Source organism: Pantoea sp. SORGH_AS_0659 (assembly GCF_031453915.1).
GTDB lineage: Bacteria > Pseudomonadota > Gammaproteobacteria > Enterobacterales > Enterobacteriaceae > Pantoea > Pantoea leporis.
This window is the reverse complement of record NZ_JAVJAK010000001.1, coordinates 1,000,312-1,015,095: the sequence shown is the minus strand read 5'-3', so window position 1 is coordinate 1,015,095 and position 14,784 is coordinate 1,000,312. Positions and strand designations below refer to the sequence as shown.

General features: G+C 53.4%; 14 protein-coding genes. 2 read left to right on the top strand and 12 right to left on the bottom strand.

Annotated features, from left to right (window positions below):
• Window positions 1-8: 8 nt before the first annotated feature.
• Window positions 9-785, bottom strand: a complete 777-nt coding sequence (gene tam, locus Q3H59_RS04775) for a trans-aconitate 2-methyltransferase (protein WP_192411990.1) — start codon at window positions 783-785, stop codon at window positions 9-11.
• A gap of 166 nt (window positions 786-951) precedes the next feature.
• On the opposite strand from tam, the gene Q3H59_RS04770 reads away from it, so the two are divergent.
• Window positions 952-1,839 carry a dihydrodipicolinate synthase family protein gene (locus tag Q3H59_RS04770; RefSeq protein WP_110868322.1) on the top strand — a complete coding sequence of 296 codons (888 nt, stop codon included), beginning with the start codon at window positions 952-954 and terminating at the stop codon, window positions 1,837-1,839.
• 32 nt (window positions 1,840-1,871) lie between these two features.
• Here the strand turns inward: Q3H59_RS04770 and Q3H59_RS04765 are convergent, their stop codons facing one another.
• Window positions 1,872-2,207 carry a zinc ribbon domain-containing protein YjdM gene (locus tag Q3H59_RS04765; protein WP_192236517.1) on the bottom strand — a complete coding sequence of 112 codons (336 nt, stop codon included), beginning with the start codon at window positions 2,205-2,207 and terminating at the stop codon, window positions 1,872-1,874.
• A gap of 85 nt (window positions 2,208-2,292) precedes the next feature.
• Complete coding sequence (mltB, locus tag Q3H59_RS04760; RefSeq protein WP_101762612.1) at window positions 2,293-3,375, bottom strand: lytic murein transglycosylase B; 1,083 nt, start codon at window positions 3,373-3,375, stop codon at window positions 2,293-2,295.
• A 366-nt stretch (window positions 3,376-3,741) separates the two neighbouring features.
• On the opposite strand from mltB, the gene mutS reads away from it, so the two are divergent.
• Window positions 3,742-6,285, top strand: coding sequence for a DNA mismatch repair protein MutS (gene mutS, locus Q3H59_RS04755; protein ID WP_280172005.1), 2,544 nt, complete (start codon window positions 3,742-3,744; stop codon window positions 6,283-6,285).
• Window positions 6,286-6,393: 108 nt separating this feature from the next.
• On the opposite strand, the gene Q3H59_RS04750 is transcribed toward mutS, so the two are convergent.
• The 9 genes from Q3H59_RS04750 to ispD form a co-directional block, all read right to left on the bottom strand.
• Window positions 6,394-7,140, bottom strand: coding sequence for a GolD/DthD family dehydrogenase (locus Q3H59_RS04750; protein ID WP_101762610.1), 747 nt, complete (start codon window positions 7,138-7,140; stop codon window positions 6,394-6,396).
• Between the two features lie 26 nt (window positions 7,141-7,166).
• Window positions 7,167-8,420: an MFS transporter gene (locus tag Q3H59_RS04745; RefSeq protein WP_309836635.1), complete on the bottom strand. Its 1,254-nt coding sequence runs from the start codon at window positions 8,418-8,420 to the stop codon at window positions 7,167-7,169.
• Window positions 8,421-8,845: 425 nt separating this feature from the next.
• A complete protein-coding gene (gene rpoS / locus Q3H59_RS04740) occupies window positions 8,846-9,844 on the bottom strand; it encodes an RNA polymerase sigma factor RpoS (protein WP_007893257.1) in 999 nt (332 codons plus the stop codon).
• A 48-nt stretch (window positions 9,845-9,892) separates the two neighbouring features.
• Complete coding sequence (gene nlpD, locus Q3H59_RS04735) at window positions 9,893-11,008, bottom strand: murein hydrolase activator NlpD (RefSeq protein ID WP_309833548.1); 1,116 nt, start codon at window positions 11,006-11,008, stop codon at window positions 9,893-9,895.
• Between the two features lie 172 nt (window positions 11,009-11,180).
• Entirely contained in the window at window positions 11,181-11,807 is a 627-nt protein-coding gene (locus Q3H59_RS04730) for a protein-L-isoaspartate(D-aspartate) O-methyltransferase (RefSeq protein ID WP_008104533.1), read from the bottom strand.
• Window positions 11,801-12,562 carry a 5'/3'-nucleotidase SurE gene (gene surE, locus Q3H59_RS04725; RefSeq protein ID WP_309833546.1) on the bottom strand — a complete coding sequence of 254 codons (762 nt, stop codon included), beginning with the start codon at window positions 12,560-12,562 and terminating at the stop codon, window positions 11,801-11,803. Before surE ends, Q3H59_RS04730 begins: the two co-directional genes overlap by 7 nt.
• Complete coding sequence (gene truD, locus Q3H59_RS04720) at window positions 12,543-13,586, bottom strand: tRNA pseudouridine(13) synthase TruD (RefSeq protein ID WP_110868316.1); 1,044 nt, start codon at window positions 13,584-13,586, stop codon at window positions 12,543-12,545. Before truD ends, surE begins: the two co-directional genes overlap by 20 nt.
• Window positions 13,583-14,065 carry a 2-C-methyl-D-erythritol 2,4-cyclodiphosphate synthase gene (ispF, locus tag Q3H59_RS04715; protein WP_061719965.1) on the bottom strand — a complete coding sequence of 161 codons (483 nt, stop codon included), beginning with the start codon at window positions 14,063-14,065 and terminating at the stop codon, window positions 13,583-13,585. Before ispF ends, truD begins: the two co-directional genes overlap by 4 nt.
• On the bottom strand, window positions 14,065-14,781 hold the full coding sequence (gene ispD / locus Q3H59_RS04710) for a 2-C-methyl-D-erythritol 4-phosphate cytidylyltransferase (protein WP_137386339.1): 717 nt from the start codon (window positions 14,779-14,781) through the stop codon (window positions 14,065-14,067). The genes ispF and ispD overlap by 1 nt, the downstream gene beginning before the upstream one ends.
• Between the last annotated feature and the right edge of the window lie 3 nt (window positions 14,782-14,784).

Here is a 14,784-nt window from a genome sequence, read left to right as displayed (position 1 = left end):
CAGATACCTCAACCTGTTTTCACTGCAACCATAAACAGACGCGGGAAGGCTAACAAAACCTGGCCGTTACTGCGTGCGGGGTAAGCCGGAATGAGGGCCTGATGATAATCATGAAGAAATGCTGCCTGCTGCGTTTCATCCAGCCCCGCGAGGAAAGGACGCAGCCCGGTGGCACGCAACCAGGTAATGATGCCCTGCGCATCTGCCATCGGGTGATAATAAGTAGTGCGCCAGACATCAACCTGACAACCCGCATCGGTCAGCAGATCGTAATAGCGATCGGTGGTTAGCAGACGTTTGCGATCCGCCGCTTGTGGCGAAATCAGCGCCTGCCATTTTTCATTCGCCGCCACTTCACGCATCAGACGGTGCGATGGTTCTTCAAGATTATCCGGCATCTGAATCGCTAGCGCGCCACCGATGGCCAATTGATCAACCAGATGCGGCAGCAAGGTGTGATGCTCGGTCAGCCACTGCAGCGAGGCGTTGGCATAGACAACCTGCTGCGGCTGTTCAGCCTGCCAGCGACGAATATCGGCCTGCAGGAAATGGCAGTTGGGGAGACGTTCGCGCGCCTGTTCTAACATTGCCGCAGAACTGTCAATGCCGGTTATCTGCGCCTCCGGCCAGGCTTGTGCCAGTAGCTCGGTGCTGTTGCCGGGTCCGCAACCAAGATCGGTGGCAAAGCGCACATCATCGAGCGGAATGCGCTCCAATAGCTCGCGCGCCGGGCGGGTTCGCTCTGATTCAAATTGGCGATACAGCTGTGGATTCCAGTCTTGCATGGCAATGCTCCTGTCTTGGCTGAGGGGTTAAACACTACCTGCTTTTCATGCGTTTATAGAAAGAGAAAAGTGCGATATCTCACCTTTTTGCCCTCGTTAGCTGGTTAGCCTGTGCAGATAGCATTAAGTTAAAACGACGTTTCATTTTCCAACCAAGGAGCTTGATATGTCTGCACAACCCGCATTGCCCGGCGTATGGTGTCCGTCAGTAACGCCCTTTGATAGCAACAATAATCTCGATATTGATGCGCTTGGCCGCCATTTTTCTCGCCTGAGCCAATCAGGCATTGATACCTTGCTGCTGATGGGCAGTATTGGCGAATTTGCCTCGCTCTCGCAGCAGGAGCGCCTGTTACTGATCCGCGAGGCGCGTCAACTCTCGCCCCTGACCATGGTGGCAAATGTCTCCAGCACCTGTATTGCGGACATGCTGCAACTGGCAGATGCGGCCTGGCAGAACGGATTTGATGCTGTAATGGTGCTGCCTCCTTACTATTACGGGCAGACACATAAACAGCTGCTGCGCTATTTCAAAGCGCTGGATACACAGCTGGGCGGCAAGTGGTTCGCCTACAATTTCCCCGCACGCACCGGCTGTGATTTAACGCCTGCGTTGGTCGCAGAACTGGCGGCAGAGCTGCCCAACTTTATTGGCATCAAAGACACCATGGATTGCTTGTCGCACAACCGCGCAATGATTGAAGAAACGAAGCAGGTGCGCAGTGATTTCACCGTGCTTTCCGGCTATGACGAATATCTGTTGCCCAATCTACTGGCTGGCGGTTCAGGTGTGATTTCCGGCTTGAACAATATTGTACCGGAGCTATTTGCCCGTGCGATGCAGGCCTGGCGGGCGGGCGATGTAGCGCAGCTCAGTGAGATTCAGCAACGTATTGGTAAACTGATGGCGATTTACACTATCGGCGATGATTTTGTTACCACCATAAAAACGGCTGTTGCACGTCGATTTGATTCAATGCGCAGCGACTCGCGCAATTATGGTGGCGAGCTAACAGCGGAACAGTGCGAGGAAGTGGATCGTTTACTGAGTTGAAACAAACAGGACGGCGCAAAGCCGTCCCATAATTAATTCTTTTTGACGAACTCAGATTTGAGTTTCATCTGGCCAAAACCATCAATTTTGCAATCAATGTTGTGATCGCCTTCGACCAGGCGAATGCTTTTGACTTTGGTACCAATTTTCAACGTCGAAGAGCTGCCTTTAACCTTAAGATCTTTAACGACAGTGACGCTGTCGCCATCGGCTAACAGGTTGCCGTTGGCATCGCGTACCACCAAACCGTCCGATGCATCATCGGCGTTTGCCGTCCAGATATGGCCGCAAGATGGGCAATTCAGATTCTCGCCATCTTGCCAGGTGTAATCGGCGTGGCAGACAGGACAGGCAGGTAAGGTACTCATAAGCGCTCCTCAGAAGTCGGATGCGGTGAAGATGGCACCGCAAATGGGGCGCCATCTTATACCCTCACACTTTATATGGACAGCATTAAAACAGGCTGCCCTGACGTGCTTTAGCCACGGCTTCACCCAACTGCCACACCGCCATTGCATAGTGGGTGCTGTGGTTATAGCGCGTAATGGCATAGAAGTTGGGCAGACCATACCAATATTGATAGCTGGTGCCGAGATCCAAACGCAGCAAACTGACCTGAGTATTGCCGTCCAGCGATCCCTGCGGCGTTAACCCACTCGCGGCTAAGGTGCTGACCGGGTACTTGGTTTTAAAGCCATTCTCCAATGCCGGAGCCTGCCCGCTGGCCGGCACCGCAACGTTCTCGCCCGCACGCCAGCCATGTTCTTTGAAGTAGTTGGCAACGCTACCAATCGCATCAACCGGATCCCAAAGGTTGATATGACCATCGCCATTAAAATCGACTGCGTATTGCTTATAAGAGGATGGCATGAACTGTCCATAACCCATCGCACCGGCAAAGGAGCCGCGCAGATCCAGCGGATCGTCTTGCTCTGTTCGCGCCATCAGCAGGAAGGTCTCCAACTCACCGCTGAAGTAAGCTGCACGACGCGGATAGCTAAATGACAAGGTTGCCAGCGCATCCAGCAAGCGCGTTTTGCCCATTACCCTGCCCCAGCGCGTCTCAACGCCGATAATGCCAACAATGATTTCCGGCGGCACGCCGTAAACCTGCTGCGCACGCTGTAGCGCATCCTGATACTGATTCCAGAATGCCACGCCGTTCTGCACGTTATCCGGCGTAATAAACTTGTTGCGATAGCGAATCCACGCGCCATTCGGTCCGGTTGGCGGCGTATAGCTCGGGGCTTGCTGGTCCATCAGACGCAGCACGTAATCCAGACGCTTCGCCTGGCCGATAACCGCATGCAATTGCTCACGGTTAAAACCGTGTTTTGCCACCATTTGATCAATGAACTGTTCAGCGGCGGGGTTACCCGCAAAATCGCCAAACATCGGTTGAACCGCGTGCGAAGGTTCCAGCAAAAAACCGCCTTTCGGTGCAGGCACAACGGCGGGCTGCTGATGGGATGCAGGCTTACTGCTGCAGGCAGCAAGCAGAGTAATAAGCGGAAGAAGAGCAACCTTAAAACGCATTGGATATCCATAAGCCAGGTGAAACCGGAAGCACTCATGGTAATCGTTCATCGGGGTGACATACAGAGCAATATCTTAAAATTTAGCCGTTTCCCGCCCGTTTCAGCCGGTTGCAACGCGAATTTGCGAAACCGCTCCACACTTTACCTTTTTCATTAAATTTTGCTTTTTACCGTTTGCGGCAATTTGTTATGGTCGGCAGCCATAAAGCCCTGCTGGCGGATGAAGGTTACGCGGCAAAAATGGTAATATCCCGCTTTCGTTATCCGCCCAAGTGATAACGACACTTCCGGGCTGCATTGACCCAGCCTCAGGTAATTAAAAGAATGAATGTTGAGTGAGAATGAGATGAAAGGAGCAGAGCAAATGGACTTTAGTGGCCATACGCCGATGATGCAGCAATACCTGCGCCTGAAGGCCGATCATCCTGACATCCTGCTGTTTTATCGCATGGGCGATTTTTACGAGCTGTTTTACGATGACGCGAAACGCGCCTCGCAACTGCTGGAAATCTCTCTGACTAAACGCGGCGCCTCTGCTGGGGAACCGATTCCGATGGCGGGCGTGCCTTACCATGCGGTTGAAGGCTATCTGGCGAAACTGATCCAGCTCGGCGAATCGGTGGCGATCTGTGAGCAGATTGGCGACCCAGCCTTGAGCAAAGGCCCGGTTGAGCGAAAAGTGGTGCGCATCGTTACACCCGGCACCATCAGCGATGAAGCGTTGCTGCAAGAGCGCCAGGATAACCTGCTCGCCGCCATCTTCCAGAGCCAGCGCGGTTTTGGTTATGCAACGCTGGACATCAGTTCTGGCCGCTTCCGCCTGAGTGAACCCGGCGATCTGGAGACGATGGCAGCAGAACTGCAGCGCACCAATCCGGCTGAACTGCTCTATCCCGAAGATTTCCAGGCAATGACGTTGATCGATCAACGCCGTGGCCTGCGTCGCCGCCCGCTGTGGGAATATGAAATCGATACGGCGCGCCAGCAGCTCAATCTGCAATTTGGCACCCGCGACTTAAGTGGTTTTGGCGTTGAGCAGGCGCATCTGGCGCTACGCGCTGCAGGATGTCTGCTGCAATATGTTAAAGACACGCAACGCACGTCGTTACCGCATATTCGCTCGCTGAGCATGGAGCGTCAGCAGGATAGCGTGATCATGGATGCTGCTACGCGCCGCAACCTGGAGATAACGCAAAACCTGGCCGGCGGCATCGAGAACACGCTGGCGGCGATACTGGATAAAACCGTCACGCCGATGGGCAGCCGTATGCTGAAACGCTGGCTGCATATGCCGCTGCGCGATGTCACTACCATTGCCCGGCGTCAGGAGTCTATCGCAGAACTGCAATCACTTAGTCAGGAGCTGCAGCCGGTGCTGCGCCAGGTGGGCGATCTGGAGCGTATTCTGGCGCGACTGGCACTGCGCACCGCGCGCCCACGCGATTTGGCACGTATGCGCCATGCCTTCCAGCAGTTGCCCGAGTTAAACCAACAACTCGAGGGCGTTGAGGCCACGCAGTTAATTAATCTGCGCTCTCAGATGGGCGAATTTACCGAACTGCGTGAGTTGCTGGAACAGGCGATCATTGAATCGCCGCCAGTGCTGGTGCGCGACGGTGGCGTGATCGCTCCGGGATACAACGCTGAACTCGACGAGTGGCGTGCGCTAGCCGATGGTGCCACCGATTATCTTGATCGTCTGGAAATCCGAGAACGCGAGAAACTCGGGCTGGATACGCTGAAAGTCGGCTTTAACGCGATTCACGGCTACTACATTCAGGTCAGCCGTGGTCAAAGCCATCTGGTGCCGATTCATTACGTTCGCCGCCAGACGCTGAAGAATGCTGAACGCTATATCATTCCTGAACTAAAAGAGTATGAAGATAAGGTCCTGACGTCGAAGGGCAAAGCGCTGGCGCTGGAGAAAGGTCTCTACGATGAGCTGTTTGATCGCTTGCTACCGCATCTTGAAGCCCTGCAAATCAGTGCGGCTGCACTCTCTGAGCTGGACGTGCTAGCGAACCTGGCCGAACGTGCATGGACGCTGAATTATTGCCGCCCGGTGCTGCAAGAAAAAGCCGGCATCCGTATTACTGCAGGCCGCCATCCGGTGGTCGAGCAGGTATTGAAAGAGCCGTTTATCGCGAATCCGCTGTCACTCTCACCGCAGCGTCGCATGCTGATCATTACCGGCCCCAATATGGGCGGTAAAAGTACCTACATGCGCCAGACAGCGTTGATCGCGCTGATGGCGTGGATAGGCAGCTATGTGCCAGCAGAAGAGACCGTCATCGGCCCTATCGATCGCATCTTCACGCGCGTCGGGGCTGCTGATGATCTGGCTTCCGGACGCTCAACCTTTATGGTGGAGATGACGGAAACCGCCAACATTCTGCATAACGCTACCGAAAACAGTCTGGTACTGATGGATGAAATCGGGCGCGGCACCTCAACTTATGATGGTTTGTCGCTGGCATGGGCCTGCGCTGAAAGTTTGGCGAATCGCATTAAGGCCATGACGCTGTTTGCCACCCACTATTTCGAGCTGACCACGCTGCCGGAAAAAATGGAAGGTGTCGTGAATGTGCATCTGGATGCGGTCGAACACGGAGACACCATCGCCTTTATGCACAGCGTGCAGGATGGTGCAGCAAGCAAAAGTTATGGTCTCGCGGTGGCGGCGCTGGCGGGCGTGCCGAAGGAAGTGATTAAGCGCGCGCGTAACAAGCTGAAGGAGCTGGAAGCGTTATCTGGCAGCTCCGCCGCATCCACAGTGGAAGGTTCGCAAATGCAGTTGCTGGTGGCAGAAACCTCACCGGCGGTTGATGCGCTTGAGGCACTGGACCCAGACAGCTTAACGCCGAAGCAAGCGCTGGAATGGATCTATCGCTTGAAAACGCTGGTGTAGTTATTCGCCCGCCCAGAAGCAACGTTCTGTGCGGGCCATTTTTTCTTTCTTACAATTCCCTGGTGTTAAGCAATTTCAGCGGGCTCATACTAATCAACTCGCCCGGCTTTAAATCACACTATATCCCCCATCGATCACTAAATTCTCGCCATTGACCATTGCCGCTTCATTGCTGCTGAGATACAGCACCGTACTCGCGACTTCGTCTGGTGTGGCAAAACGTCGTGATGGGATTTTTGATTTCATCTGCTCCGCTCTCTCCCCATGCCAGTAACGCTTACCTAATTCCGTCTCAACCACCGTTGGTGAAATGGCATTAGCGGTAATACCAAACGGTCCCAACTCCGCTGCCAACACTCGCGTGAAAGACACCATGCCTGATTTGCTGGTGCAATATGCCGCGTGCTCATTGAGTGCAATGACGCTGGCCTGTGAGGCGATGTTAATCAGGCGACCAAAACCGTGTTCTTTCATATAACGGGCACAATGCTGAGCGAGGAAGAATGGCGCGGTCATGTTAATCAACATCGTGGTATTCCAGCTGGCGAGTTGCACTTCGCCCACGGATTCCAGCATGCCAATACCGGCGTTATTGACCAGGATGTCAATGCGGCCAAAATCATGGTGAATCTGCTCAACCAGTTCGCCAAGCGCTTCGACATTAGCCAGATCGAAAACGTAACCTCGCGCAGGGTTGTCCATCTTGCTGGCAACCGTTTTTACCTCTTCTGCGCGATCGATCATCGCCACTTGGGCACCCGCAGCACTTAAACAGCGGGCAATGGCGTAACCAATTCCCGATGCGGCGCCGGTGACGATGGCGACCTTATTTTGCAGTGAAAATGGTGTTGTCATGTTGTGGTCCTTTTCATTGAGGGTATTTATTCGGATTCGCTGGCCGTGGTCTTGAAAGGAGCGTTACGCTCTATTTTTGGTTGGGGATCACGAATAAAGAATGTCATGACGCCGCCAGCAAAATAGAGAACGGAGAAAGTAATAATCACGTGCTTGATTTCAAATGACAGGCCGAACATTAGTGCGGCAACCGCCGGACCAATTAGATTACCGAAACCACCCCCCAGATTTTGCACCGAAACCGCAGCGCCTTTATGCTGCGGCGCCAGCATCGGGAAAATTGCCCCCATTGGCACAAAGGAGGTGAGCGTTAAGGCTAATAACAGCGCGCAGACAATGGCTAACGCCAGATTACCTGGGAAAAATGAGGGTAAAAAATAGAAAGCGGCAGTGGTAATCGTGCATCCGAAGAAACCAAACCAGCGCATCTGAAAAATCCAGCCAATACGATCGCCAATAATGCCCCAAAGCACATTGGTTATTGGTTGAACCAGGAAAAATACGCCCCAGATAGTCGCCCACTCTTTAGTAGAAAATCCTAATTCACGGGTGAAATAGATCGGCATAAATACCGGCAGGCCAAATAATGCCACATTACATAAGATGCGTGTTATCAGCGCAAAGAACATACTGCGGTCTTCGAAGATCAAGGTTATTCCACGCGATATTTCGCGTAATTTTTCTTTGTGACTGACGCCGTCACTATTTAGATTATGTTCATTCTTATTTTTTACCATGAGCAATATAATTACACCGCCCACCGCAGCAAACAGCAGTGAAAGCCAAAGCGTATTGATGAACCCAATTTCAGGCACCAGAAGGCCGGAGAGGAAGGAAGCTGTAATGCCATAACCAATGGTAAACATCGACCATATCCAGCCGGTTGCGGAGGCAAGTCGATGCTCAGGCGTGCGCTGCACCACTAATACATAGAATCCATAAAAAAACAGCGGATAAGCGAAGCCGCGCAACGTATAACTCACCAACATCAAGGTAAAGTTATTTTCACTTACGCCAAAATAAACAAATACGGCATGTAACACCATCCACCAAATAGCGCCGGTGAGCATAATTTTCTTCGGACCATAAATTTCACTGACGGCACCGGAAAGCCAACTTGAAACTGCTGCCGTTAACGCATAAACGGTGAAAACTAATGAAACTTGTTTTTCTCCATAGCCGAGATCGTAGAGATATCGGGAGAGATGAGCCAGTTCGATGCCATCGCCGGTCATGAAGATGGCCATCGCAATATATCCCCATAGCAGAGATATTGGCATCCCAAAAACCACTCTGGAGTATTGTGACTTTGTACTGCTGCTTTGCACACGCATTGTTCTTCTCACTCCCTTTTAGTTATTCATTGCTTGAATATCCTGGTGATACAGCGAGCAAGAAAATGGCATAGCACCGTGTTAAAAACTTTTATCAGAGTGACACGGAGAAAGGAAATAAGGCAAAATTGCAAAGAAAGTCGTGCGCAGCATTACAATTCTCTAAATGAGAGCAAGATAAATTGAGCATTTATTAGATGTTTAATTAACATCTAATAGATTTAGTTTACGTTTATCTATTTAGGTGAGGATTTAAGTGATAGCGTTAAAAGATTTTACTTCGATGAATTAACAAAGTGCTGTCTGTTTATTTTAACCAATAAAAAAGCGGTGGTTTTCACCACCGCTTCTTGTATTAACCACGTATTCTGTTATTCACGAAACAGTGCTTCGATGTTCAAACCTTGCGTCTGCAGAATCTCACGCAGACGACGTAGTCCTTCCACCTGAATCTGACGTACGCGTTCACGGGTCAACCCGATTTCACGACCGACATCTTCAAGCGTTGCCGCTTCGTAGCCTAACAGGCCGAAACGACGCGCCAGCACTTCACGCTGCTTGGCATTCAGTTCAAACAACCACTTAACGATGCTCTGTTTCATATCATCGTCTTGCGTGGTGTCTTCCGGACCGTTGTCTTTCTCATCGGCCAGGATATCCAGCAGCGCTTTTTCGGAATCGCCACCCAAAGGTGTATCGACCGAGGTAATGCGCTCATTGAGACGCAGCATACGGCTCACGTCATCAACAGGCTTGTCTAGCTGCTCGGCAATCTCTTCAGCACTTGGCTCATGATCAAGCTTGTGCGAAAGTTCACGCGCGGTACGCAGGTAAACATTTAACTCTTTAACGATGTGGATTGGCAGACGGATGGTACGGGTTTGATTCATAATCGCCCGTTCAATTGTCTGACGAATCCACCACGTGGCGTAAGTTGAGAAACGGAACCCACGTTCTGGGTCAAACTTCTCTACGGCGCGAATCAAGCCGAGATTACCCTCTTCAATCAGATCCAGCAGCGCCAGACCACGATTGCTATAACGACGGGCAATCTTTACTACCAAACGTAAGTTACTTTCAATCATGCGGCGGCGAGATGGAATGTCACCCCGCAGTGCACGGCGCGCAAAGAAGACTTCTTCTTCTGCCGTCAGCAGCGGTGAATAACCAATCTCTCCGAGGTAAAGCTGCGTCGCATCCAAAACGCGTTGCGTCGCACCCTGTGACAACAGCTCTTCTTCCGCTACGTCGTTGTTATCACCAGGTTCGTTCTCAACGAGAGCCTTCTCATCAAAAACCTCAGCTCCGTTGTTTTCCTCGAATTCCGCATCTTCATGTAAATCGTTAACTTTCAGCGTATTCTGGTTCATTAGCGGCTCCTACCCGTGATCCAAGGGCAGAACCAAGGTTCTGCCGGATTATCGCTGCGGTAAATAACGCAACGGGTTTACGGATTTCCCCTTGTAACGAATTTCAAAGTGCAATCGTACTGAACTGGTACCGGTGCTACCCATGGTAGCGATTTTTTGCCCCGCCTTAACTTCCTGTTGTTCCCGGACCAGCATAGAGTCGTTATGGGCGTAGGCGCTCAGGTAGTCATCATTGTGTTTGATGATGATTAAATTACCGTACCCACGGAGCGCGTTGCCTGCGTACACCACTCTTCCCGAAGCTGTGGCGACAACAGGTTGTCCACGCGAACCGGCGATATCGACCCCTTTATTTCCGCCTTCCGCAGCGGAGAAGTTATCGATGATCTTCCCATCAGTCGGCCAACGCCAGCTTCCCACTGGAGTTGTGCTATTAGTCGTGCTGCTGACTGTAGGTGGTGCGACAACCGGAGCTGTGGTCGTTGCCACATTATTTGCTCCTTTCGACGGCAGCAATTTGCTACCCGACGAATTACCCGAATCATCAGAATACGTAATAACAGGTTGCTGTGCAACAGGGGTGGATTTAATTTGCGTCTGGCTCGGTGTAACTGGCACGCCGCCCTGCGTTGCATCGGCGGCAGTAATCGCGTTTCCACCGGTAATGGTCTGGCCGTTACCATTACCAACCTGCAGCGTTTGCCCGGCGTTCAAGCCATACGGGGCTGCAATATTGTTACGCTGTGCCAGATCGCGAAAATCGTTGCCGGTAATCCAGGCAATGTAGAACAGGGTATCGCCACGTTTTACGGTATAGGTTTCACCACCGTAGCTACCTTTAGGAATATTCCCATAATTGCGATTGTACACAATGCGACCATTTTCCGTGGCTACATTGTTATTGTCACTTACCATTCCACCTGACGGTTGTGCCGATGGTGTGCCGCCGCTTAACATTCCGCCACGTGGCATCGCGGGCACAGCGCTGTTTTGCGAAGAGATCATGCCGCCGACTGGGGCTGAAGCCATACCGCTATCGCCGCTATTGCCACCAATCTGGCTAATGGGTGCCTGTGTATTATCGCCAGAACTACAGCCCGCCAGCCAAAAACCTACCAAAGAAAGTGCCGCCAAACGGCGTAATTGAAATGCTGTGCTTCCCATGCTCACTGATCCCCCGTGATGGCAACCCTGAATATAAATGTGTAACGGCGTTAACCGCATTATCCACTGCGCGTAACGTTAAAAACGGTTTTTAGCATTGATAAACAAGGATAGTAACAATATCAACTGTGCCGTGCCATGTAACAGTTGTGAAGAATTGCGTAATGATGTCCTAGGCCAGATCGCCCTGAACCAACGGCACAAAGCGCACAGGTTCGATGATTTCTTCAATCAATTCATCGCCCTGACGACGCAAACGCTTCAACACCTGCTGATCCTCGCCAACCGGCAGCACCATTTTGCCGCCGTCACCTAATTGCGCTATCAGCAAAGTCGGAATTTCAGGCGGTGCGGCGGTCACGATAATGGCATCAAACGGACCGCGCGTCGCCCAGCCCTGCCAGCCATCGCCATGCCGGGTAGAGATATTGTGCAGATCGAGTTGCTTGAGGCGACGCTTAGCCTGCCACTGCAAGCCCTTGATGCGTTCGACGGAATAAACATGATTAACCAGATGCGCCAGAATCGCGGTCTGATAGCCAGAGCCGGTGCCGATTTCCAGCACGCGCGATTCCGGCGTGAGCTCTAACAAGGCGGTCATGCGCGCCACCATGTAAGGCTGAGAGATGGTCTGGCCGTTGCCAATCGGCAGCGCAACGTTTTCCCACGCTTTATGCTCAAACGCCTCATCGATAAAACGCTCACGAGGCACATCGGCAATGGCTTTCAGCAGGTGTTCATCATGAATGCCCTGCGCGCGCAGCTGCTCCAAAAGCGTTTCGATGCGGCGATTCACCATGCGAGTTTTACCTCTGCCTGGATCAGCCAGTCACTCAATACTTCTTGTGCCGCATGCGCGGTCAAATCCACATGCAGCGCGGTCAACGAAACGTAGCCCGCATCCACCGCAGCGAAATCGGTATCCGGGCCTGCATCCAGCTTTTGCCCCGGCGGGCCAATCCAGTAAAGCGGCTGGCCGCGCGGGTCTTCGGTGCAGATAACCTGATCGGCGGGATGGCGGCTGCCGCAGCGGGTCACGCGGAAACCTTTGATCTCCGCTAACGGCAAATCAGGCACGTTGATATTGAGAATACGGCCGGTACGCAGCGGAGCGCGCGACAGCGCACGTAACAGCGTACAGGTGATGGATGCGGCGGTGTCGTAATGCTGATGTCCATTGAGTGAAACAGCGAGCGCAGGCAAGCCAAGATGGCGCCCTTCCATTGCCGCAGCGACGGTACCGGAGTAAATCACATCGTCGCCAAGGTTGGGACCGGCGTTGATGCCGGACACTACGATATCGGGACGCGGCTGCATCAGCTTGTTCACGCCGAGGAACACGCAGTCGGTCGGCGTGCCCATCTGCAACGCGATATCGCCGTTTTCATGTGTAAAGGTACGCAGCGGCGTCTCCAGCGTGAGCGAGTTTGATGCGCCGCTACGATTGCGATCGGGCGCGACAACCTGCACCTCGGCAAACTCACGTAAAGCACGCGCCAGCGTCTGAATACCCGGCGCATGGATTCCATCATCGTTACTCAGCAATATCCGCATCGTTACCTTCTTGTTGGAGAAGCTCACGCACCACGCTGGTGGCAAAACTGCCGGCGGGCAGCCAGAACTGCATCTCCAGCGTCACATCGTCCCACCATTCCCAGCGCAGATCCTTTGGCACCACCAGCATTGCACGACGCGCGGCATCAACCCGCTCGCGCTCAAGCAGTGTAATCAATTCTTCTGCGCCTGCCAGGCTTTGCTGCTCAAAAAGCAGCGCGTCGCCTTGCGGACCCGCATCACCGCGACCCGGCAGCGGCGCAGTGATGCGCAGTTGATGATTATCGATGCGCTGCTGCACGTCAGGCAATTCTTCCGCCTGCGCCACGAACCAGCTGCCGCGACCGGCCAGCTGTACCGCATCGCCCACCTGCACCACATCCAGTGCGCCATCACGCTGCAAACGCGCGCTGGTCACCTGATTAAACAGATGGCTGCGGGTCGCTGACAACAGCAAACCTTTCATATTGCGATCGCGCGGACGGAATGTCTCTTTCGCCCACTGTTTCGCCTGCGTCAGGTTGTTGCCGCCACGACCAAAGCGCTGCTCACCAAAGTAGTTCGGCACGCCGCGCTGTTGAATCTGCTGTAAACGTGCGTCGACTTCACGGCGATCGGAGATCTGACGCACCACTAAGCGGAACGCATTGCCCGCCAGCGCGCCGGTACGCAGTTTGCGTTTGTGGCGAATCACCTGCAGGATTTCAACGCCCTCCAGCTGGAATCCGGCCAGATTCGGCATGCCATTGCCCGGTACGCGGAAACAGAGCGTTTGCTCGGTGACGGCATGACGATCTTTCATGCCGGCATAGCTAAGGTCGCGCACCGGCACGCCGAGAAATTTGGCGATGGCTTCAGCGACAAAGCGCGTATTGCAGCCAATTTTGCGGATGCGCACCAACAGCTGTTCACCTTCGCCATCGTAGGGATAGCCAAGATCTTCAATCACCACGAAATCTTCGGGATTGGCTTTGATGACGCCGGTGGCAGTCGGCACGCCGTGCAGGTAATGCAGTTCACTCATGCCTGATCGGCCTTTATCAGCAGCGCAACCGCTTCACAGGCAATGCCTTCGCCACGCCCGGTAAAGCCCAGCTTTTCGGTGGTGGTGGCTTTGACGTTGACGTCATCCATATGGCAACCGAGATCTTCGGCGATATTGACGCGCATCTGCGGCACATGCGGCAACATTTTCGGTGCCTGCGCAATGATGGTCACATCAACGTTACCGATGCGATAGCCTTTCAGCTGAATCCGACGCCAGGCTTCGCGCAGCAAACCGCGGCTGTCAGCGCCTTTAAACGCCGGATCGGTATCCGGGAACAACTTGCCGATATCGCCCATTGCCACCGCGCCGAGCAAGGCATCCGTCAACGCATGCAGCGCCACATCACCATCAGAATGGGCAATAAAACCGTGTTCGAAGGGAATACGCACCCCACCAATCACTAACGGACCTTCGCCGCCAAAAGCGTGAACGTCAAAACCGTGACCGATACGCATCATGCGCTCTCCTGTAACTGAATCTGGGTAAGATAGAAGGCCGCCAGCGCCAGATCTTCTGGCCGCGTCACCTTAATATTGTCGCTGCGTCCACTCACCAATTCCGGGTGATAACCGCAATACTCCAGCGCCGACGCTTCATCGGTAATGGTAGCGCCTTCATGGAGTGCGCGCGTCAGGCAAGCGGTGAGCAGTTGATGCGGGAAAAATTGCGGCGTTAACGCGTGCCATAAATCTTCGCGTTCAACGGTGTGGGCGATGGCGGTTTTGCCCGGTTCGGCGCGTTTCATGGTGTCGCGCACCGGCGCCGCCAGAATTCCGCCAACCTTGCTGTACTCACGTACCGCCAGTAGACGTGCTAAATCGTCCGGATGCAGGCAAGGACGCGCAGCGTCATGCACCAGCACCCATTCGCTGTGGTGAATGGCGTTTAAGCCCGCCAGCACTGATTCGGCGCGCGTGTCGCCACCGGTCACGCGGAGAATACGGGAATCCTGCGCCAGCGGTAGTGAATCGAACCAGCCATCGTCATTGCTGACCGGCACAATTACCTGTTTTACCGCAGGATGTGCCAGCAGACGTGCGACGCTGTGTTCAAGAAGGGTGAATTGACCAATGGTCAGATACTGTTTTGGGCAGGCAGCCTGCATTCGGCTGCCCACACCTGCGGCGGGCACCACGGCAATCACATCCGCAAGGATCGGGCGCTTGTTCATGGC

Coding starts and splice junctions, on each gene's coding strand:
- mltB (WP_101762612.1), bottom strand. CDS start 3,375: ATGCGTTTTAAGGTTGCTCTTCTTCCGCTTATTACTCTGCTTGCTGCC.
- nlpD (WP_309833548.1), bottom strand. CDS start 11,008: ATGGGAAGCACAGCATTTCAATTACGCCGTTTGGCGGCACTTTCTTTG.
- truD (WP_110868316.1), bottom strand. CDS start 13,586: ATGAGTGAACTGCATTACCTGCACGGCGTGCCGACTGCCACCGGCGTC.
- Q3H59_RS04745 (WP_309836635.1), bottom strand. CDS start 8,420: ATGCCAATATCTCTGCTATGGGGATATATTGCGATGGCCATCTTCATG.
- tam (WP_192411990.1), bottom strand. CDS start 785: ATGCAAGACTGGAATCCACAGCTGTATCGCCAATTTGAATCAGAGCGA.
- ispD (WP_137386339.1), bottom strand. CDS start 14,781: ATGAACAAGCGCCCGATCCTTGCGGATGTGATTGCCGTGGTGCCCGCC.
- Q3H59_RS04750 (WP_101762610.1), bottom strand. CDS start 7,140: ATGACAACACCATTTTCACTGCAAAATAAGGTCGCCATCGTCACCGGC.
- Q3H59_RS04765 (WP_192236517.1), bottom strand. CDS start 2,207: ATGAGTACCTTACCTGCCTGTCCTGTCTGCCACGCCGATTACACCTGG.
- surE (WP_309833546.1), bottom strand. CDS start 12,562: ATGCGGATATTGCTGAGTAACGATGATGGAATCCATGCGCCGGGTATT.
- rpoS (WP_007893257.1), bottom strand. CDS start 9,844: ATGAACCAGAATACGCTGAAAGTTAACGATTTACATGAAGATGCGGAA.
- ispF (WP_061719965.1), bottom strand. CDS start 14,065: ATGCGTATCGGTCACGGTTTTGACGTTCACGCTTTTGGCGGCGAAGGT.
- mutS (WP_280172005.1), top strand. CDS start 3,742: ATGGACTTTAGTGGCCATACGCCGATGATGCAGCAATACCTGCGCCTG.
- Q3H59_RS04730 (WP_008104533.1), bottom strand. CDS start 11,807: ATGGTGAATCGCCGCATCGAAACGCTTTTGGAGCAGCTGCGCGCGCAG.
- Q3H59_RS04770 (WP_110868322.1), top strand. CDS start 952: ATGTCTGCACAACCCGCATTGCCCGGCGTATGGTGTCCGTCAGTAACG.